This is a genomic window from Wenzhouxiangella sp. XN201 (genome assembly GCF_011008905.1).
GTDB lineage: Bacteria > Pseudomonadota > Gammaproteobacteria > Xanthomonadales > Wenzhouxiangellaceae > Wenzhouxiangella.
On the sequence record NZ_JAAIVI010000019.1, the window covers coordinates 57,933 to 77,956 of the forward strand.

The 20,024-nt window shown below is 65.2% G+C and carries 19 protein-coding genes and 1 tRNA gene; 7 read left to right on the top strand and 13 right to left on the bottom strand.

What is annotated here, in order from left to right; translation table 11 throughout:
* Positions 1-2: 2 nt before the first annotated feature.
* Both G4Y73_RS09130 and G4Y73_RS09135 read left to right on the top strand, forming a co-directional pair.
* Entirely contained in the window at positions 3-2,342 is a 2,340-nt protein-coding gene (locus G4Y73_RS09130) for a hypothetical protein (protein ID WP_164231330.1), read from the top strand.
* 81 nt (positions 2,343-2,423) lie between these two features.
* Positions 2,424-2,858 carry a nuclear transport factor 2 family protein gene (locus G4Y73_RS09135; protein WP_164231331.1) on the top strand — a complete coding sequence of 145 codons (435 nt, stop codon included), beginning with the start codon at positions 2,424-2,426 and terminating at the stop codon, positions 2,856-2,858.
* Positions 2,859-2,871: 13 nt separating this feature from the next.
* Here G4Y73_RS09135 and G4Y73_RS09140 read toward each other — a convergent pair whose 3' ends face one another.
* The gene (locus G4Y73_RS09140) at positions 2,872-3,297 is read right to left on the bottom strand and encodes a DUF2784 domain-containing protein (RefSeq protein WP_164231332.1); all 426 of its coding nucleotides are present in this window, start codon (positions 3,295-3,297) and stop codon (positions 2,872-2,874) included.
* A gap of 112 nt (positions 3,298-3,409) precedes the next feature.
* Between G4Y73_RS09140 and G4Y73_RS09145 the strand changes: the two genes are divergently transcribed.
* Positions 3,410-4,915, top strand: coding sequence for a THUMP domain-containing protein (locus G4Y73_RS09145; RefSeq protein ID WP_164231333.1), 1,506 nt, complete (start codon positions 3,410-3,412; stop codon positions 4,913-4,915).
* Here the strand turns inward: G4Y73_RS09145 and G4Y73_RS09150 are convergent.
* From G4Y73_RS09150 to G4Y73_RS09160, 3 genes are all read right to left on the bottom strand, one after another.
* Entirely contained in the window at positions 4,912-5,655 is a 744-nt protein-coding gene (locus tag G4Y73_RS09150) for an SDR family oxidoreductase (RefSeq protein WP_164231334.1), read from the bottom strand. The two genes, G4Y73_RS09145 and G4Y73_RS09150, sit on opposite strands and share 4 nt — an antisense overlap.
* A complete protein-coding gene (locus tag G4Y73_RS09155) occupies positions 5,652-7,124 on the bottom strand; it encodes a diguanylate cyclase (protein WP_164231335.1) in 1,473 nt (490 codons plus the stop codon). The genes G4Y73_RS09150 and G4Y73_RS09155 overlap by 4 nt, the downstream gene beginning before the upstream one ends.
* Before the next feature lie 92 nt (positions 7,125-7,216).
* Positions 7,217-7,292, bottom strand: a tRNA-Ala gene (locus tag G4Y73_RS09160).
* A gap of 107 nt (positions 7,293-7,399) precedes the next feature.
* Between G4Y73_RS09160 and G4Y73_RS09165 the strand changes: the two genes are divergently transcribed.
* Entirely contained in the window at positions 7,400-8,563 is a 1,164-nt protein-coding gene (locus G4Y73_RS09165) for a hypothetical protein (protein ID WP_205596581.1), read from the top strand.
* A gap of 21 nt (positions 8,564-8,584) precedes the next feature.
* Here G4Y73_RS09165 and G4Y73_RS09170 read toward each other — a convergent pair whose 3' ends face one another.
* From G4Y73_RS09170 to G4Y73_RS09180, 3 genes are read right to left on the bottom strand one after another with little or no spacing between them, the layout of a single operon-like run.
* On the bottom strand, positions 8,585-9,955 hold the full coding sequence (locus G4Y73_RS09170; protein ID WP_164231336.1) for a M24 family metallopeptidase: 1,371 nt from the start codon (positions 9,953-9,955) through the stop codon (positions 8,585-8,587).
* 35 nt (positions 9,956-9,990) lie between these two features.
* Positions 9,991-10,206, bottom strand: coding sequence for a ChaB family protein (locus tag G4Y73_RS09175; protein ID WP_164231337.1), 216 nt, complete (start codon positions 10,204-10,206; stop codon positions 9,991-9,993).
* Positions 10,207-10,209: 3 nt separating this feature from the next.
* On the bottom strand, positions 10,210-10,503 hold the full coding sequence (locus G4Y73_RS09180; protein ID WP_164231338.1) for a hypothetical protein: 294 nt from the start codon (positions 10,501-10,503) through the stop codon (positions 10,210-10,212).
* Between the two features lie 309 nt (positions 10,504-10,812).
* On the opposite strand from G4Y73_RS09180, the gene G4Y73_RS09185 reads away from it, so the two are divergent.
* Both G4Y73_RS09185 and G4Y73_RS09190 read left to right on the top strand, forming a co-directional pair.
* Positions 10,813-11,331 carry a helix-turn-helix domain-containing protein gene (locus tag G4Y73_RS09185; protein WP_164231339.1) on the top strand — a complete coding sequence of 173 codons (519 nt, stop codon included), beginning with the start codon at positions 10,813-10,815 and terminating at the stop codon, positions 11,329-11,331.
* Positions 11,332-11,433: 102 nt separating this feature from the next.
* Complete coding sequence (locus G4Y73_RS09190; protein WP_164231340.1) at positions 11,434-12,933, top strand: phospholipase D family protein; 1,500 nt, start codon at positions 11,434-11,436, stop codon at positions 12,931-12,933.
* On the opposite strand, the gene G4Y73_RS09195 is transcribed toward G4Y73_RS09190, so the two are convergent.
* The 6 genes from G4Y73_RS09195 to G4Y73_RS09220 all read right to left on the bottom strand — a co-directional run bounded on the left by G4Y73_RS09195 (position 12,930) and on the right by G4Y73_RS09220 (position 18,897).
* Positions 12,930-13,763 carry an SAM-dependent methyltransferase gene (locus G4Y73_RS09195; protein WP_164231341.1) on the bottom strand — a complete coding sequence of 278 codons (834 nt, stop codon included), beginning with the start codon at positions 13,761-13,763 and terminating at the stop codon, positions 12,930-12,932. The genes G4Y73_RS09190 and G4Y73_RS09195 overlap by 4 nt on opposite strands.
* Positions 13,764-13,781: 18 nt before the next feature.
* Entirely contained in the window at positions 13,782-13,985 is a 204-nt protein-coding gene (locus G4Y73_RS09200; RefSeq protein ID WP_164231342.1) for a hypothetical protein, read from the bottom strand.
* Positions 13,986-14,036: 51 nt separating this feature from the next.
* The gene (locus tag G4Y73_RS09205; protein WP_164231343.1) at positions 14,037-15,545 is read right to left on the bottom strand and encodes an NAD(P)/FAD-dependent oxidoreductase; all 1,509 of its coding nucleotides are present in this window, start codon (positions 15,543-15,545) and stop codon (positions 14,037-14,039) included.
* Positions 15,542-17,353, bottom strand: coding sequence for a diguanylate cyclase (locus G4Y73_RS09210; protein ID WP_164231344.1), 1,812 nt, complete (start codon positions 17,351-17,353; stop codon positions 15,542-15,544). Before G4Y73_RS09210 ends, G4Y73_RS09205 begins: the two co-directional genes overlap by 4 nt.
* 147 nt (positions 17,354-17,500) lie before the next feature.
* Entirely contained in the window at positions 17,501-18,298 is a 798-nt protein-coding gene (gene fetB, locus G4Y73_RS09215) for an iron export ABC transporter permease subunit FetB (RefSeq protein ID WP_164231345.1), read from the bottom strand.
* Entirely contained in the window at positions 18,295-18,897 is a 603-nt protein-coding gene (locus G4Y73_RS09220; RefSeq protein WP_346426845.1) for an ATP-binding cassette domain-containing protein, read from the bottom strand. The genes fetB and G4Y73_RS09220 overlap by 4 nt, the downstream gene beginning before the upstream one ends.
* 117 nt (positions 18,898-19,014) lie before the next feature.
* Between G4Y73_RS09220 and cysK the strand changes: the two genes are divergently transcribed.
* Positions 19,015-19,983 carry a cysteine synthase A gene (cysK, locus tag G4Y73_RS09225; RefSeq protein WP_164231346.1) on the top strand — a complete coding sequence of 323 codons (969 nt, stop codon included), beginning with the start codon at positions 19,015-19,017 and terminating at the stop codon, positions 19,981-19,983.
* Positions 19,984-20,024: the final 41 nt, after the last annotated feature.

Consider the following 20,024-nt stretch of genomic DNA (forward strand, 5'->3'; position numbering starts at 1 on the left):
CCGTGCGTGACACCGCCAGACCCCGCGCGCTCGACCTGATCGCGCTGGGCGCGCTGGCGGGCTCGGTGCTGGCCTTCGAGGTCATTCTGCTGAGGCTGTTCGAATTCAGCCACTGGCATCATTTTGCCGGGCTGTCGATTGCGCTGGCCCTGCTGGGGCTGGGCAGCGCCGGCACGGTGCTCACGCTGCTCGGCGAGCGCGCCGTCGCCGCGGGTGATCGCTGGTTTGCCGGGGGCATGCTGATCGCCGCGGCCGGGTTCCTGTTCGTTCTGTGGCTGAACTCGCAGATCGCCTTGCGGCCGGTGTTCGCGGTCTGGGACATGGGCGAGCTGGCGCGGATCCTGGCTGTGGACCTGGCCGCCTTCCTGCCGTTCTTCGGCGCTGGACTGGCCATCGGGCAGGTGTTTCCGCGCTGGCCGGCGCATCCCGCACAACTCTATAGCGCCAACCTGTTCGGCTCGGGGTTCGGTTCGGTGGCCGCCAGCGGCCTGCTGGCCTGGTTCTCGCCCGAGGCGGCGCTGGCCATGGTGGCCGTGGTACTGGTCGCCGCCGCCGGCATGCTGGCGGTGGTGCGACGCATGATCCCGGCCACGGTGGCGGCGCTGGCGCTGCTGCTGACGGCCGGCTGGATGGTCCACGACCCCCCCGACCCGCAGGTATCCGACTTCAAGGCGCTGGCGCGGCTGACCGATCTGCCGGACTCGGAAGTGGTATCGGTCGAACCCGGTCTGTCGGGCCGGCTGAGCGTGGTGCGTGCACCCAGCCTGCGCTTCGCCCCGGGCCTGAGCCTGAACTTCACCGGCGAGGTGCCGGTAAGCGATGCCGCGGTTATCGGCAGCGACCGGGTGGTACCCCTGGCCCGGCAGGCCGGTGAATCGCCTTCCTTCGGGCAAGCTTCACTGGCCGGCCTCCCCTTGGACCTGCGCGAGCATGGCCGCGTGCTGGCCGTGGGCAGTTCGGTGTGGTCGATGCCGCTTGTCGCGGCCGGCCGCGAACTCTTGTGGCTGGAACCGGACCGGCGGCTGACCGACCGGGCGGGGTCACGGGGAATGGACTTTCGGGCGGTGACCGACGGCGCATTCCGTTTCCTGGCCACGTCGGAGCGGACGTTTGCGTTGATCAGCTTCGACGGTGCTTTCGGCGCCGGCGATGCCGCCAGCGAGGATGCGCTGATGACCCGCCAGGGCCTGTCGCTGGCGCTCGACCGGCTCGAACCGGGCGGGCTGCTGAGCCTGCCCGTGGAGATCAGCTATCCGCCGCGCCACGGGCCGCGTCTGCTGGCCACGGTTCATGCCGCGCTCCAGGCGCGCGGTATCGAACAACCCGGCGCGCACGTGGCCGCGCTGCGTTCGATGCAGGCGATGGTCGTGCTGGTTGCTGCCGAGCCTCTGGCGATGGCCGACATCGACCGGATTGGGCAGTTTGCCGAACGCTGGGGCTTCGACCGCGTGTGGCTGCCGGGCATGACGGCCGACCAGGCCAATCGAAACCACGTGCTCGACGAACCGGTGTTTCACGAGGCGGCCGCCGCTCTGTTTGCCGGACGCCAATTGCCGGAGACCGCGCGCTGGTTCGAAACCGATGCGGCCAGTCTCGACCGGCCGTATTTCTGGCGCGCCATGCGCTGGAGCACGCTGCCGACCCTGTTCGATCGTCTCGGTCAGCGCGCCGCCAGCCTGCTTGACTGGACGCTGGTGATGTCGGTGGTGTCGATGGCGGTGGTCACCGTACTCGGGCTGATGCTGATCCTGGCCCCGCTCGGCCGCATGCCGGCGTTGCGGCCACCGCTGCGCCGACTTTCGGTCGCCGGCTACTTTCTCGCCCTGGGACTGGGCTTCATGCTGATCGAGATGGCCGTCTTCCAGCGCACCGTGCTCTACCTGGACCGGCCAGTGCTGGCCGCCTCGGTGGTCTTTGCCGTGTTTCTGATCGGCGCCGGTGTCGGCAGCGCCATGGCGCCCAAGGCCCCAGCCGTGCCCCGCATATTTGGGGCGCTGGCCATCGGTGGCCTGGCGACCATTGGCGTACTGTGGCTGGCCATGGACGAGCTGCTGGCGTTACCGATCGGCTGGCGGGTGGCCGTGCTGGTCGCCGCGATGGCGCCACTGACCTGGGCCATGGGCCGGCCGCTGCCATGGGCCCTGGGTCAGCTGTCGGACCAGCCGCGCTGGATGCCCTGGGGCTGGGGCATCAACGCGTTTGCCTCAGTCGCCGCCGCCTCGCTTGCTCCGCTGACCTCCGTGCATTTCGGCCAGCCGGCCACGGTCGCTGCAAGCGCGGTCTGCTATCTGGGCGCCTGGCGAATCGCCAGCCACTGGACGGGGACATCGACCGGCGAGTAGTCGGCCAACCGGGGCGGCATGGTGCAAGGCGTTGGAAAGGCGGCTAAGATGCTAACGCATATTCCACCAGGCCCAAACCTCATGAATCGTCTCATAGCCGCACTGTTCGCACTGCTGGCCACAACCGCCGCCGCCCAGGACACCGATGCCGAGGGCGAGCTGCGCCAGCTGCTCGATGAATTCATGGCCGGGGCCTCGGCCAACGACGCGGAAATGCACGATCGCTTCTGGTCCGAGGATCTGGTCTACACCAGTTCGTCCGGCAAGCGTTTCGGCAAGGCCGAAATCATGCAGGGTCTGGCCGAGGCGCCGGCGGAGCCGGAGCAGGCCGGCCCGACCTATTCAGCTCGGGCGGTCGAAACCCGGGTCTTCGGCGATACCGCGGTGATCACCTTCACGCTGGTGGCGAGCACCGACGGCGACGAGGAAACCCGCTATTTCAATACCGGCGTGTTCCGGCTCGACTCGGACCAGTGGCGGGCAGTTGCCTGGCAGGCCACGAAGGCCGTGGATTGATCTTTTGAGTTGATCACCGATTCTTCCGGCGCCAGCGCGGCGGGAAATGCACCCAGCTGAACGTCACCAGCGTGCCGAAGGCCGTATAGACCACGATAAACACCCACCAGGGCAGGTCGAGATACAGCAACTCGCCCAGCCAGTAGCCGATAAAGCCCTGGTCGTGATAGGTCTGCCCGGCCGCCCGCCGCAACTCCCCCTCCCAGACGGTTAGCGGACAAAGCTTTCCGAGCCAGGTCTGGACAACGATGTAGACGATGAGCACCAGGTGGATGCCCCGAAACCACAGGTTGCGCACCCAGTCCCAGCCACGCACCCAGCCGATCAGCACGGCCAGCTGCCCGCCGATGACAAAGGCCACGAACAGCGCGTGGATGACCAGCACCACGTCGGCCAGCAGGCCGGGGAATGGAAGGCTTTCGAAAAACGCCCGATTCATGCATACATGTTAGCCGCCCCAGGTGTCCATTTCTCTGTCGCGCGGCGGGTCGCCTTGACGTTTCGTTCACGCCGCCCCACCTGATAAAGCAGACTCATCGCTTGCCCGAGCCATGCCCACCCGGTCCGACCTCAAGCCGCTCCTGTCCCTGAGCGTCTCCGGCGAGGTGTCGACCAAGTCGGCGCAGACTCGCCGGCGCTTTCACCGCCAGCTGCGCGGCAATCTCGGAGCGGCGCTCAGGCAACACGGCTACGAGCCCCGGATCGTCGACCGCCGCGATCGCATCGACATCACCGAGGTGCCGGCCGAAGCGGCGCCCGTGCTGACGCGCGTGTTCGGCGTGCAGGCGGTGCGCGTGGCCCATTCCATGGGCTGGTCTTCGCTCGACGAGCTTGTCGAGACAGGCGTCAAGCTGTTTGCCGGCGAAGTTGAGAGTCGGCGCTTCGCCGTGCGTCCGCGGCGCGTCGGCAATTCCGGCCAGCCGCGCGGCTTCAACACCGATCTGGCCCGTCGCCTGGGCGCGCGACTGGTCGAGTGCGGCGGACAGGTCGACCTGGACGACCCGGAAGTGGCGGTGCACGTCGAGATTCGACGCCATGACGCGGTGCTGTTTGCCAACCCCCTGCCCGGTCCCGGTGGCCTGCCGCTGGGCACCGAAGGCCGGGCCCTGACGCTGATTTCCGGCGGCTTCGATTCGGTCGTGGCCGCCTGGCAGATGTTGCTTCGGGGCCTGGACATGGACTTCGTGCTGTTCGACCTGGCCGGGCCGGAGCAGGTCAGCGGCGTACAGCGCGTGCTGGGCGAACTCGACCGACACTGGCTGGCCGGATCGCGCGCGCGACTGTTCGTGGTCGATTTTCGCCCGATCGTGGCCGAGTTGCGAAACAAGGTCGGCGGACAGTACTGGCAGGTACTGCTCAAGCGCCTGATGATGCGCGCGGCCGAACCGCTGGCCCGACGCACCGGTGCCGGCGCACTGATCACGGGCGAGGCCCTGGGCCAGGTTTCCTCGCAGACCCTGGCCAATCTCGGCGCGATCACTGCCCACACCGACATGCCCGTGCTGCGGCCGCTGGTGGGGTTCAACAAGAACGAGATCATGGATCGTGCCCGCGCCATCGGTACCTTCGAGGCCAGTGCCGGCAACGCCGAGTTCTGCGCGCTCGACGGCGGCCGGCCGGTGACCAGCGGACGGGCGCGCGATCTCGACCGACTTGAAGGCTCGCTCGATCTGACCCTGCTCGACCGACTGGTCGAGGAAGCACGGGTGATCGAACGATCCGAATTCGGCCGCATCGAGCCCGACGAGGTATCGCTCGAGCGGGTCCCCGAGGGCATGGCCGTGATCGACCTGCGCGAGGAGCAGGCCCACGCCGACTGGCACTGGCCCGGGGCCATCCAGCTCGACTTCGATCGTGCCTGCCGATTTGCCGGCGCCCTGCCGAAGGATCGCGATTACCTGCTGGTGTGCGAATTCGGCCTCAAGAGCGCCTGGCTGGCCGAGACCATGCGACGTGAAGGCTTCCGCGCCTGGAGCTTCCGCGGCGGCATTCGCCGTCTCGAAGCCCACGCGCGCGCCGTGGGTGTGGACGAAGCGAGTGCCTCGCCGGCCGCTTAACCGTAGCGCGCAATCATCCGCAGGGGCAGAATCTTGAGCAGCCAGCCAATCGGCCGCCAGGGCCAGGCCGGTACGCAGGCCGTGGTCTTTTCGGCCTCGATCGCCCGCACCATGGCGCGGCTGCCGGTTTGGGCGTCGACTTCGAAAGGCATCTTGTCGGCGTCTTCATTGAGCTCGGTTCGAATGAAACCCGGCAGCAGGGTGGTGACCTTGATCGGGGTGTTCATCAGCTCGGCGCGGATCCCCTCGGCCAGGTGCGACAGGCCGGCCTTGCTGGCGGCATAGGCGGTCATCGAACGCGGCAGACCGCGCACCGCGCTCATCGAGGAGACCAACACCAGGTGCCCGCGACCCTGCGCGCGGAAGATTTCGACGGCCGCTTCGCACTGGGCCAGGGCGGCGACCAGGTTGGTCTCCATCACGCGGCGATTGTGCTCGAAGTGTCCGGTGCCGATACGCCGCCCGTCGCCAACGCCGGCATTGACGATGACCCGGTCTAGCGAACCGAGTACAGCGGTAAAATCACGGAACACCTCGAACACCCGATCGTGATCGTTCACGTCCAGATCGCGCAACTCTACCCGGACGTCGTGCTGCGCCATCAGTTCCTTGCGCAGGGTTTTGAGCCGTTCCACGCGACGGGCGCACAGGGCCAGGTTGTGGCCGGCCGCGGCGAACTCGCGCGCCATGCCTTCGCCCAGCCCGGAACTCGCCCCGGTAATCAGGATGTTCTTGCTCAAGTTGCTCCCTCGGTCGTCGGACCGGCCACACGATCGCGACCGGCGCGCTTGGCCGCGAGCAGCGCGGCATCCGCTCGATCGAAGGCCTGGGTGACCGATTCGGTCGGACCGATCTCGACGACGCTGAACGTGGCCGAAAAGGTCTCGGCGTGATCATTGAAAGAGATGTCATGGAACGTTCGCCGTAGCTGCTCACAGCGCTCGGCCGCCTGCTGGGCATCGCAGCCACTCATCAGCAGCATGAACTCATCGCCGCCGAAACGACCAAACAGATCGCCGCGCCGCATATGGTGACCCACACGATCGGCCGCTTCCACGAGCACGGCGTCGCCAACCAGGTGCCCCAGGTCGTCGTTGATCTGCTTGAAACGGTCGATGTCGAAGATGACCAGCGTCGCGGGCTCTCCCGATCGTCGGGCATCGGCCAGCTCGCGGTGGGCACGTTCAAAGAAATAGCGTCGATTAATCACGCCGGTGAGTTCATCGACATCGGCCAGCTGGCGCAGTTGACGGTTCTGCTCCATCAGGACCGGCACCGACAGACCGAAATAAGTACTGGCGGCAATCACCGTGATGGCGAACTGGTACACCATGGCCTGTTCCATCAGGCCGAACACTCCGACGCATATCGCGATCAGGGTACTGAAGGCAGCCAGGCTTGTCGCCACGCGCAGCGCCCCCTCGGTGTAGGTGATCCACATCTGCGGGATGATCAGGAAGAAAACCGAAAAGGCCAGCAGCTCGCCACGCTCGGAGACGGCGGCCGTAAGCACCATGACGGCGACCAGCAGCGACAGCAGTACCGATGTTTTCAGAATCCAGGATTGCCGCGAAATGGACGGCGAGGGCAGGGCCAGCAGGACGAACCAGCGCTTGGGCCGGGGGAAGACCTGTTCCAGCAGGCCGATGAAAAGCGGTGCCAGCGCGATCGTCGCGGCCATGTCGCCGATCCACCAGGGCAACCACAGCCCGGCGCTTTCTTCGGCACCGATCATGCCGCCGAAAATAAGCGCCTGAACCCCGAACAGCGCGGCCAGCAGGGCGGAAAGCGACCCGGTGATCAGAAAGGCGATGATCTGGGACGGCACGCTGATCTCGCGTGAGCGCAGCACCAGGCGGATCAGCACCCAGGCGCCCAGCCCGTAGGCGCCGATATGGGAAACTGCGAACAGGATGGCCGAGGGCAGGAGCTCCCAGGCCGTTTCCTCCATCGTGTAGATACGACCGGCCCAGAGACTGACTACGATGCAGCTCACCACCAGCACTGGCACCACGCTACGGCCGAGCACCAGCAGCGCCGCCAGCGTCAGACCGGCTGGCGGAAACCAGATGCTGGCATGCGGCGCGTACTCCATGAGCGCGGACACACGCCACAGCAGAATCCAGCCCAGGCCGAGTGCGGCCATACGCAGCCACCACGCGCTTTTGCTGAGCGCGCGGTCGCCTTGTGCCTCGGTGGCATTCGACATTTGTTGCAAACTATCACCCCTTGTGCTTCCACAGCGAAGATTCCACGCCGCGGATATCCGTGGATCATAGCAGGGAGGGGTCAAAAAAGAAGTGGTGGAGCCGAGGGGAGTCGAACCCCTGACCTCAGCAATGCGAATGCTGCGCTCTCCCAACTGAGCTACGGCCCCACGGGATCAGGCTGGCCGGGCATTTTACCCAATTTCCCGGCCGAAAGACAGCAACCAATTCTGACACCGTGGGTCCAACTCACCGCCCCCCCGCGAATGGAATCGACTTGACGCCCACACCTTACCTGCACGCCTCGGACCTGCACGGCCTGGCCAGACTGGCTGTCGACGGCGTGGCCGGAACCAGTCACCTGGTGGAGCACCTGCACGGCACCGTGGCCGGGTTCGCTGCGCCCCTGGGTCCGCCAGCGCCGGATCGCACCCGCGGTATTACCGGCCTGGTGTATCGGGCGGTGCGCGGTGTCAACGCAACGGTGGGCGCCTCGATCGATGCGGTGGCCGCGCCGGTTCTTGCGCGACTGCCGCGCCCGGGGCGGTCCGAGATCCGGGAGCACTGGCTCGCCGCACTCAACGGCGTGCTGGGCGACCACCTGGCCACCAGCAACAATCCGCTGGCCATTCCCATGTCGTTTCGCCTGGACGGCGAGGCATTGGAGATAGCGCACACGGCGCTGTCGGAGCGCATCGATGAACCGTCGGGAAAGTTGCTGATCGCCGTCCACGGCCTGTGTATGAACGACCTGCACTGGGCAAAAGCGACTGCGAGCGGCCGTCAACGGGGCATGCCGGCCCGTCTCGGCAAGGCCTTGGATTTCACGCCGCTGTACCTGCACTACAACTCCGGCCGGCGGGTTGATGACAACGGCGGCGAATTCGCCGCGCTGCTCGAGACGCTGGTCGATCACTGGCCAGTGCCGGTCGAGTCGATCACAATCCTGGCCCACAGCATGGGCGGGCTGCTGGCGCGAAGCGCCCTCGACCAGGGGCTTCGGGCGGGGCATCGCTGGCCAGAATCGCTGGATCGCATGGTCTACCTGGGCACGCCGCATCATGGCGCGCCGCTGGAGCGGGCGGGCCATCGCTTCGAGACTCTGCTCGGCACCAGCCCCTACAGTGCGCCGTTCACGCGACTGGGCAAGATCCGGAGTGCGGGCATCATCGACCTGCGTCACGGCGGCTTGCCGGTTTCAGATGCGGGTGTCGAGGAATTCGCCATTGCCGCCACCGCCCGCACCCGGGCCGGCAGCCTCGCCGGCGGGCTGCTCGGCGACGAACTCGTGCCGGTCGACAGCGCCCTGGGCCGCCATCCGGATCCGGATCGGGCTCTTGGGATTCCGGAGGACCGGTGCCGGGTTATCTCCGGCGCCGGTCATGTGGGCCTGCTACACCACCCCGAGGTCTATCGCAGCCTGCGCCGCTGGTTGCGTTGAACGGAACCCTTTCGGGCCGAGCTACCGAATCCGGTGCCACTCGGTCTGGCGGCCGGCCAGATAGATCACGCGCTCGCCGTCGAACACGGCCGTCTGCTCGAGCTTGATGTTGACGAGCTGGTCGTCCCATTCCGGCACGGCTGTCTTGATGCTGCCCTCGATGGCGTAGACGGTATTGGCGTGCAGCGGCCAGTCGCCGGTGTCTGCGACCTCGGCGGGCAGGTCCCACATGCCGATGGTCGGCCCCGGACCGTGGCCGACGTAACCGATCGGGTGGGTATAGATGTTGAACGACCAGGGAGCGTCGGCCATGGCTTCCTGGGCGGTCGCGAGAATCTCGTTGCCGCTGCGCCCGGTGACGAACTCGTCGGTCAGGCCGTCCTGCCAGCGGTTGCCCGCCGCCAGCGCGTCGACCAGGCCTTCGGGCACCTCGGCCTCGCCGGGTTTCAGGACGTAACCCATTTCCTGGGTGTCGGTACACAGCTTCAGGTAGCAGATGCCAACGTCGGTATGCAGCACATCGCCGGGCTGAATGGTCCCGGACGTGCCGCAGAACGGCGTGTCTTCCGCGCACTCGCCACCCGGACGCTGGATATTGACGTAGGGCATGAACCAGGGATCGAGCCCCAGCTCTTCGAAGCGCTGGCGGATGAACCAGGCGACATCATCGGTATGCGTCACGCCGGGCGTGATCACGCGACCCGAAAAGGCTTCGGCAATCACGCCACGGGCAATCGAGACCACGTGCGGGTAGACGGCCAGCTCGCGCTCGCTGCGCGTTTCGAGCCAGCGCACCACCAGTTCCTCGGCCGGCACCAGGCGGTCTTCGAGTTCATCCGGTAAAGCGGCGATCAGCTTGCGATGCAGGCCGTGGGTCAGGCCGTCGGCTTCCGGCCAGGTGTCGGATACGTTGATGCCGATGCGCTCCGGGTCGCGCTCTGCAACCAGCTCGCCCAGGGCCTGCCACTGTTCGTCCAGCGAACCCCCTTCCCAGGCCGATTCGTAGGGTTCGCCCAGCGGATAGCGATTGACGGTCAGGCGATCGAGCCCGCCGTCTTCGTTCCGATGAAAGACCAGCATGGTGGTGCGCCGGGCGGCAAAGCTCGGCTGCGGTACCAGGGTGAAGTAGACCGGATCCTCGGCATATTCGCGGTTGAGTACCAGCCACATGTCGATACCGGCCTCGTCCATCAGGCGCGGCAGCAGGTTTTCGAGCCGGTCGGTCAGCATGGCATTTTCCGGCTCGATGCGATCGCGCGAACTGAGCACGGCGCGCTCGGCGGATTCGATCACGCGGCCCTGCTCGGCCGCGGGCAAGCCGGTGGCGAATAGCGATAGCGCGAGCCCCGCGGTCGGCACGAGCGCCGACAGCAGCGTTGATTTACCTGTCATCGTCTCTCCTCTTGCGGTTCGGGCGTCAGGCCTTCTCAGTCGTTCTTCCGGACCCAATTACCGTCATCGTTCTTTTCGTACGACTCCTTGACCGCCGACCAGGCCACGCGGTGGGCGATACCCTCGCGATCGGACTTGCCGGCATACTGTTTCCAGGCCGAGTTGAACGCTTTGCGATAAATCGTCTGAGCACCCTGCGGAAGATTGTCGGTCACCGAATCGGGCAGGTCGTCGTTGCGTGCGTACGGCATGACTTACTTGAAGTGTGACTTGAAGTAGTTGAACGAATTCTGCAGCGCATCCCAGGTGTATTCGGCTTCGCGCTTGAGCTTGTTCCACTGCAGTTCCCCGCCGGCCCGAACCTCGTCGAGCTTGTTGGCCAGGTCCTTGCGTCGGCTCCGCATTTCGGCAATGCGCTCGTGGTATTCCTCGCGCGATTTCGAACTGACTTCTTCGGCGCGGCCCTGGAATTCGTCGATTTTCTCGTCGAGTTCGTCAAGATGGGATTTGAGCCGCTCGATGAAAGCCTTGCGTTCTTCACTGCTCATCACTGTCTCCAGTCATTGAATGGGTCGTGCCTGGAGAAGTTTACGCCAGTTGCCGGAAACGCATCGTCAAAGTGCCGGTATGGCTTTCTTGCCGCCGCAATCAGGCCAACCACGCGAACAGGCCGAGCAGGCCCCAGACGGCAATCAGGGCTACCATTCGGCGGGCGGTCAGGCGGGAATCATTTTCAGGGATCAACATGACGGTTCTCCGTTTCTCCGTTGGGTTCCGATATAGGTTGCATTTTGCAACCTGGTTATAGCCTACCCCTATGAGTTGCAAAATGCAACCTAATCCGCCAAACTAGTGTCATGAGCAAAGACCAAGCCTGCCAAGGCAACTGCCCGATCGCCCGCGTGACCGCCCTGCTGGGCGACGGCTGGAGCCTGATGATCATCCGTGAGGCCTTTCTGGGCAGCAGCCAGTTCAACGATTTCGAGAAGCGCCTGGGCATTGCGCGCAATATCCTGTCCGACCGCTTGCGCAAGCTGGTCGAGGCCGGATTGCTCAAACGCAAGGCCTCCCAGACCGACCGGCGCGTGGTCGAGTACAAGCTGACGGAATCGGGGCGTGCCCTGTTCCCGGTGCTGATCGCGCTGTCGCAATGGGTCGAGGAACACCTTGGCGATCCCTGCCATTCGGTGCGCTACATCGAGCGCGCCACCGGCGAGGAGATTCAGCGCATACGGGTGTTGAGTACCGACGGACGCGCGCTCGACGTCCACGAACTGGCCATGCTGCCCGGTCCCGATGCCGATCCGGCGCTCAGGGCCCGACTGGTTGCGGCCATCGAGCAGGCCGAAAGCCGGCCAGCCCGTGCAGGATCGTGATCGACATCTGGGCCGGCTCATCGCGACCAGGCAAAGCGGGCTGGTTCATCCGAAGAGTGCCTGGCGTGGCAGCGGCTGCTCGCGGCGGCTTTTGGAGGACTGATGCCGGTCTTCTGGTTCCGGCGGACTGAACGCCCCGCACCGGCCGATTCGGCCGCGCTGCCGCGCGAAACCGGGCAACAAACACAGCTGGGCCAGACGCTCGCCGAGCAGCTCAGCGAGCATCCCGGCGAGAGCGGCCTCCACCCACTTAACGACCCGCTCGACGCCTTCGCCGCGCGTTACCTGTTGGCACACGCCGCCGAACGCACGCTCGATGTGCAGTACTACATCTGGGGCAATGACCTGACCGGTGCGCTGATGCTGAGTGCCCTGCTCGAGGCGGCCAACCGTGGCGTTCGCGTGCGGCTTTTGCTCGACGACAACGGCATCCAGGGCCTGGACGACAGGCTGGCGGCCCTGGACAGCCACGAAAACATCGAGGTGCGGCTGTTCAATCCCTTCGCCCTGCGCTGGCCGCGTTGGGTCAACTACCTGACCGATTTCCGTCGCATCAATCGGCGCATGCACAACAAGTCCTTCACTGCCGACAGCCAGGCTACCGTTGTCGGTGGGCGTAACATCGCCGACGAGTACTTTGCCGCCGGCACTGGTTTGCTGTTTGCCGATCTGGACGTGATCGCCGTCGGCCGGGTGATCGAGGACGTCGCGGCCGATTTCGACCGCTACTGGAACAGCGAGTCGGCCTGGCCGATCGAGAATCTGATCGAGCCCACGGAAAACGACCCGATCGGCTACCTGCGCCTGGAAGCCCGCCAGTTCGAACAGGACGAGCGGACAATCGCCTACCTCGACAAGTTCGAGCACTCGGCTTTCATCGAAGCTTTTCTCGACGGCCGGCTGGAAATGTTCTGGGGGCGAGCGGAACTGGTTAGCGACGACCCTCACAAGATCCTGGACAAGCCCGGCTCGAAGGGTCCGCTCAGCGAGCAGCTGCGGGAAGCCGTCGGTCTTCCGACCGATCGGATCTACGTGGTCTCGCCGTACTTCGTACCGACACGCTCTGGCGCGAAACTATTCACGGAGCTGGCCGAAAGCGGGGTGGAAGTGGTCGTGCTGACCAATTCCCTGGAAGCCACCGACGTCGCCGCCGTGCATTCGGGCTACAGCCGCTATCGCAAACGCTTGCTCAAGGCCGGCGTGAAGCTCTACGAGATGCAGCGTCTCTCGGGACAGGAGCGGATGCGGGGCAAGGGGCCGCTGGGGAGCTCGGGATCGAGCCTGCACGCCAAGACCTTCGCTGTAGACGGCAAACGCGTGTTCGTCGGATCGTTCAACTTCGACCCCCGCTCGGCACAACTCAATACCGAGATGGGCCTGTTGATCGACAGCCCGGAACTGGCCGGGCAATTGGCCGAGACCTTTGCCGGGGAAGTCCCGCAGTACGCCTACTCGGTGCACCTCGACGGCCACGGCGGGCTGTACTGGATCGAGCGAACCGAGTCGGGCAAGGTCCGCCACGAGCACGAGCCGCACACCAGCGCGTGGAAGCGCATGGGCGTGGCCATCCTGGCACGACTACCGATCGTCTGGCTGCTCTAGTTGCCCCGCCGATACTGCTGATAGGCGCCCAGGACCAGATCGGAAGCTCGCACACCAAGCCGTTCGAGCCGTTCGGCGCTCAACTCGGGCGCGCCCGCCGGCGGCAGGTACAGGGTCGATGCCTGGGTGAAGCGCGCCTCGTGCAGCCGATTGAGTGGCACGGGCTCAATGCGGGCTTCGTCAAGGGGAAAGACCGCGGCCTCGTAAATCGTGACTGGATGCTCGGCCGGGTAGGTCTCGCCCAGAACTTCGGCCAGAACGCGGACCCACTCCGGATCGTGTTCGAAGGCCTTGCGACCGAGATCGCCGAGGGTGATCGGCTGCCACAGGATCAATGCCGCGGTCGGGTCGAAGCGGCGCGCGTGGAGCAGGAAATCGGTGGCCTCGAAACTCTGGCAGCCGTGGACGGCCGGGTCGAGCCCGAGGTCGGCGAACAGGCAGTCCTCGGCCGAGATGCCGGGATACATCACGGCACGGTAGCCGGCCGCGCGCGCCTGGCGCACGGCTTCGTGGGCCGGCCAGACGAAGACGCCGGGATGGCCGTAGAAGGCGGCGCAGACATGCCGGCCTTCCTCGAGCGGAGCGAGGATTCGCCGCACCATCTCGGCATAACTGTCGTCGCGCTGCCGTCCGACGGCGTAGCTGTCCTGCAGCGATTCGATGCCGGCATTGATTTCTCGCAGGCGCTCGAGGGTCAGCCCGTCGACCACCGTGAAGACGCGGTCGGCGGCAGCGATGACATGCTGCGTTTCACGGGTGAGATGGCCGCCCGGGCGAATGCCGGTACCGACGACGCTCAGGCGGCCGATGCTTGTGGCGTTTTCCGACATCAGCCGCCTGAGCCCGTTTCACACGATCAGTAATTGCACGGCAGCGTCGTCCACGCCGGCTTCACGACGCAGGGCATCCTTGTCGCCGGAAAGAAAGTGCTTCTGGTGCTCTTCCGGTACACCATATTCGTCCATGACGGCTTTCGGATCTTGCTTGAAACGTTCGAGCGTTTCCGGATCCTCACCCAGAACGGCGACGAATTTGCGGGTTTTCTCGGACATGGAATCTCCTTTGATGGGGGTTGCGGGAAAGTTGGGCGGCCGAGCCAGCGGTCAGGAATTGAGCCAGTCGGGCGCCGATAAATGGAAGCATCGTTGCAGCATGTCTTCGGTGGTCTGCAGCGCACCCTCGACCCAACCCTGGGCCGTGCTGTAGGTCTCGCCGCAAAGATGGACGGGCAGTCCGGTGATCGGGGCACACATCGATTCGGTCACTTCCCAGCTCTTCCAGCCGGGCAGCCAGTTGTGCCAGCCGCCGCCGTAAGGCCAGTGCGTCCAGTCGATGAAGCGCCCGGCCGTGGGCTGGGGCACATCGACGCCATGCATTTCGCTCAGCTCGCGTCGGATTTCGGTGAGTGCGACCGGGCTGAGATCACTCGCCAACTCGGCACCGCGCCCGCTGTCGGGCGTCAGCGCACGCCAGAAACTGACCGCATCGGTGTCGGGATAGCTGGCCAGCATCAAGGCCTGGCCCGAACCCTTGTCCACGCCCAGGTAGTAGCACTGGCGCATGGGCAGGTCGGTATGCGACACGCCATAGGAACCGCGCCCGATGCGGCCCGGGCCGTCGGGCACGTCCCGCCACCATGGCTTGTCGAAAGTCAGGAAGATCTTGCAGTTGGGTACGCTGTCGACCGAGTCCATGGTTGTGGTCAGACCACCCTGACGCAAATCGGGACTGGCATCGACGAGCGCACTCAGCGCGAGCTTCGGCACGGCCAGAACCAGGCGGTCGGTGCCGACCGCGCTCGTGCCCTCCTTCGAATCGACCATCAGGCGCAGCCCCTTGCCGTCGCGTTCGACACGCTCGACGACATGACCTTTGAGCACCGCCACGCCGGCTTGCTCGAGCACTTCCGCCAGCCGCTCGGGCAGGTGCTGGTAGCCGTGCGTGAGCCGAAACCACTGACCGCTTTGTTCGACCACGACGGCGACCATGGCGTCGAAGCCGTTCCAGTTCGACAGCAGCGCATTGGAGCTGATCATGCCGCGCAGTGCGAGCCAGGCCTCGTTGCTGATCACGCGCGAGAGCAGGTTCCAGAAGCCCCAGCGCCACAGCGGCCGGCCGTCGAACTCGTGCTGCTTGAGGTAGTCGAGTGTCTGCTCACGGCTACCGTCGGGATCGTTCGGCCACAACTTCTTGATGTCGGGAGCGATCCGGGTGCAGGCCAGATCGAGCAACTGGTAATAGCTCAGCCCCTGCTCATCCGGCGCCAGGTTGTAGGGCTGCTTCTTCGGGTCGGCGAACTCGGCGATCCGGAAGCGCGTTGCGCGCAGCCAGGCAAAGTCGGGCTCGGGTGCGACTGGCTCCTTCGGCAGGTCAAGCGCCCGGCTGCACAGCCCATAGACCAGCGGCTGCCGGTCGTTGAAGAACATGCCGCCGAGTTCGGCCGGAAGGGTGCTGTCGGGCTGCATGCGCAGGGACCACAGCCGGCCGCCGATGCGATCAGTGGCCTCCAGCACGGTCAGACTGGCAGAATCGTGCCCGGCTTCGAGCAGGCGCCAGGCGGCATACAGGCCGGATACACCGGCGCCAATAATCGTGATCTTTGCTTGTTTCATGCTTCCTCGTGTCTCGCCGGGGCGCGTGAGGGCCCGTGCCGGAAGGGTGTGGCCTTGTCGGGATCGAACAGCACGGCCCGGTTGCGACCGGCCTGCTTGGCCTGGTAGAGCGCCTGGTCGGCCATGCGCAGAATGTCGCTGACCGTACACGTCGGCGAGATACTCGACACTACGCCAATGCTGGTGGTCACGGGCATCTCCGCGCCTTCGAACAGGAACGGCCGTTCGGCGACTTCGTCGATGATCCTACCGGCTACCTGCTGGCCGGTCCGATCATTCTGATCGGAAAGAACGATCACGAACTCGTCGCCGCCAAGCCGGCAAATCACATCGCCCTCGCGCAGCACGCGCTGACAGCGCCGCACCAGTTCGCGCAGCACCATATCGCCGGCAGCGTGGCCGTACTCGTCGTTGGTTTCCTTGAAATTGTCGAGGTCGAGGATCAGCACGGCCCGGTCAAAGGAGTCGGCCGAAGCGCCCGGCATGACGTTGTCGAGGTAGGTCTGCAGAAAGCGCCGGTTGTAGGCGTCGGTCAACGGGTCCAGGTTGGCCAGGCGGGCGGCCTTGTGCTGCTCCTCGATGGCCCGGGCGTGGCGCTCGTAGAGCTGACGTACGCGCCAGGTCAACCCAAGTGCCAGAATGCTGGCTTCGACCACCGAGCCGAAGTAGATCAGGTATTCGAACAGGCTGGTGCGCGGCACCAGGTCGAGCGACATGAACACCCGCGCGAATCCGCTGATGATGAATACCAGCCAGGCAGCCAGGAAAATGTAGCCCTCGGTGGCACCCCGGCGGCCAGCCAGGTAGGCGCCGGCAATCAGCAGGATCTGGAACAGAAGCTGGACCGGCTGCAGGGCGGTGAGGATCAGCGGCAGTCGCTGATCGGGCAGGATCAGCGCGGCGGTGGCCATAAGGGCTATCACGCCGATCAGGATGCGGATGGTCCGGCTCAGGCGCGGCGCGTGACGCTGCGGATGCACGAATGCCAGGAAGAAAAGCCCGATGGTCACCAATGCCAGCATGTTGATCACGGCGTACAGCTTTGCGACGTACGCCAGAAGAAAGTCGGGGAGTACGTAGTTCTGCAAGAGCCCGGAATCCATACCCAGCAACAGCAGGACGCTGGCCATCGCCAGCACATAGAACAGGTGACCGCGCTGGCGAAGATTCAGATACAGGATGAAGTTGTGGAAGATCAGGGCGATCAACATGCCGAACACGAGCCCGAAGACAAGGAAGTGGTTGGTCTTCGATTCGGCGAAAGTCGATCGGCTCTCTATCCACAACTCCACCGGCTGGAGACTGTCCTGAACGGTATCGACACGGATCAGCAGGGTCTGGACTTCTCCGGACGGCACCGTGAAGTCCGAAACGAACTGCCGGCCGACCGTATCCATCGTGATTGTTTCATCGTAGGCCGCGCGAAATTCCCGCAACTGGCCGTCCTCATCCGGGACGTAGACTTCAAACGCCTGGAAGAAACGCCGCGCGACGCGCAGCACATACTGACCATCGGATGCAGGCGGGGCGGCCACCTGGAGTTTCAGCCACAGCGGGGGCGCGTTGCGCTCCAGCTCCGGGGAGTAACGTTCAAAGCCTGCATCGCTGCGAAGCAGGGATTCCGGATTCAGCGCACCCTCCGGGTCCGGGCGCACGGCCGCGGCCTGCTTGATGTCGCCGATGGTGCCTTCGTCAGGGAGCTGAATGACGTCTGCGCGGTGCTGTGCCAGGAGGGGGGCGGAAGCCGCAAGCAAGAGCAGGGCGCACGCCAGGCGTGCCAACCAATGGCGCCCCGTGCGGTCGCTCACGCGCGAAGCCCTGTGAAATTGCGGCGGACGCCGTAGATCATCTGCTGACAGTTCCCTCGACCCTTCGACCCAAAGAGTAAACGTGCAGGGCAATCAAGTCCACTTGATCACACAAACCCGAGGCATTCATGACACCGATCGCCGGCATCAACGGCTCAGACGATCGATGCGCAGTCGCTCGCGTTTGTCGAACAGTCGCCGACTGCCCATCGACACCGCCGCCATGGTGCCGAAACCCGTCCCGGCGGCAATGGTGAACATGATCAGGATCTGGTACTTGACCGCCAGCGCCGGCGGGCTGCCGGCCAGGATCTGGCCGGTCATCATGCCCGGGAGACTGACCAGGCCGGCCGCGGCCATGGCATTGATGATGGGAATCATGCCCGAGCGCATGGCGTTGCGACGAATCTCGGAAATGGCCTCCACCCAGGTCTGGCCCAACATCAGGCGATGCTCGATCAGCGCGCGCTCGCGCCAGGCCGACTCGGTCAGGCGGTCCAGGCTCAGGGCCACGCCAGTCATGGTGTTGCCCAGCAGCATGCCCAACAGCGGAATGGCGTACTGCGGCGAGTACCAGGGATCGGGTCCGATCACCACCACCAACGCAAGCACGGTCACGCTGAACGCCGAAACGAACATCGACACGGTTCCGATACCGAAGGCCCAGCCGCCGGTGAAGCGATGCTTCTGGCGCACCATCACCTCGCGCCCGGCCAGCAGCAGCATGGCCAGCGCCATCAGCGCGATCCAGCCCAGGGCGCCAACGGCAAACAGGGCTTCGAGGACCAGGCCGACCAGCGCCAGCTGCACCACGGTTCGGCCCGCGGCGATCAGCAGCGAGCCGGCCAGACCCAGGCGGGTCAACCACATGCTGCCGGCCAGGGCCAACACCAGCACCGCCGCCAGGGCCAGCTGCCACCAGCTGAGATCGATCACGCTACTCATGCCGCCAGCTCCAACCGCGAACCGGCCACGCGAAAATGCCGGTCTGCGACACGCTCGATCTGCGCCATGCTGTGCGCCACCCACAGGGTCGGCAAGTGACGTTCGCGAATCAGCCGCATCAACCAGCCCTCGACCCGTTCGGCGCTGTCATCGTCGAGATTGGCGGTGGGTTCGTCGAGCAGCAGGGCGCGCGGCCCGGTCGACAACGCGCGCACCAAGGCCAGGCGCTGCTTTTCGCCTGAAGACAAGCGCATCACCGGCCAATCCTCGACACCGGCCTCGAAGCCCAGCTCGGCCAATGCGTCCGGCATGGGCCGGGCGAAGTGTGCACCGACCTGCTCGTGCCACCACTGACTTTCGGCCGGGACCAGCATGACGGCACGGCGCCACTCGTGAGCCGGCATCGCCGCCTGTTCATGCTCACCCAGGCGAGTGCGACCTTCGTGCGGCTCGAGATCGGCAACGGCACGCAGCAGGCGCGTCTTGCCCGAGCCCGACGGCCCGGACACGCACACGATCTCTCCCGGCGCCACTTTCAGATCGACATTCGCGAGTGTTCCGACGCCAAGCTGCTCGAGCTCGAGCATTTCGGCTTCCACGTATTGTTCACTCCCGCGTTTCCGACCAAAGTGTAAGCTACGTCAGATATCGGTTCTGACAACGACTGTCGACACTCGCTGTCAAAGCGTCTACACCCGAAAGCGGGAGACCCGAACATGATCCACGACAACATTCTCCAGACCATCGGCCGAACGCCGGTGGTGCGCGTCAATCGACTTGCTCCGAAGCACGTCGATTTATTCGTAAAGGCCGAGTTCTTCAACCCACTCTCGTCGGTCAAGGACCGATTGGCCATCGGCATCATCGAAGACGCCGAGCAGCGCGGAGAGCTCAAGCCGGGCCAGACCGTGGTCGAGGCAACCTCCGGCAACACCGGCATCGCGCTGGCCATGGTCTGTGCGGCCAAGGGTTATCCCTTCGTGGCCGTGATGGTGGAAACCTTCTCGATCGAGCGGCGCAAGTTGATGCGCGCACTGGGCGCCAAGCTGATTCTCACGCCCAAGGAGGAAAAAGGCACGGGCATGGTCAAGAAGGCGAAAGAACTGGCCGACAAGCACGGCTGGTTCCTGGCCCGCCAGTTCGAAAACGAGGCCAATCCCGCCTATCACCGCAACACAACGGGTCCGGAGATCCTGCGCGATTTCGCCGGCAGGCGGCTGGACTACTTCGTCTCCGGCTGGGGTACCGGCGGTACGCTCACCGGCGCCGGCGAAATGCTCAAGCTTGCCCGTCCCGGGATCAGGATCGTCGCCACCGAACCGGACCAGGCGCAGTTGATGGCCGGCAAGGAATGGCAGGCACACAAGATCCAGGGATGGACGCCCGACTTCCTGCCCAAGGTGCTCAAGCTCGACATCGCCGACGAGATCGTGCCGGTCACCGACGAGGAAGCCCGCGACACCGCCCTGGCACTTGCCAGCAAGGAAGGCATCTTTACCGGCATCTCCGGCGGTGGAACGGTGGCTGCCGCGCTGAAGGTTGCTGAAAAGGCCGAGGAGGGCAAAAGTATCCTGGCCATGCTGCCCGACACCGGCGAGCGCTACCTCTCGACCTTCATGTTCGAAGACATCAGCGAAGGCTCCGACGACGAGTGGCTGGCCGAGTACGGCACGGGCAACAACTGAACTTCCTCACACGCTGAGCAACGCCGCCCGGTTGCCGGTCT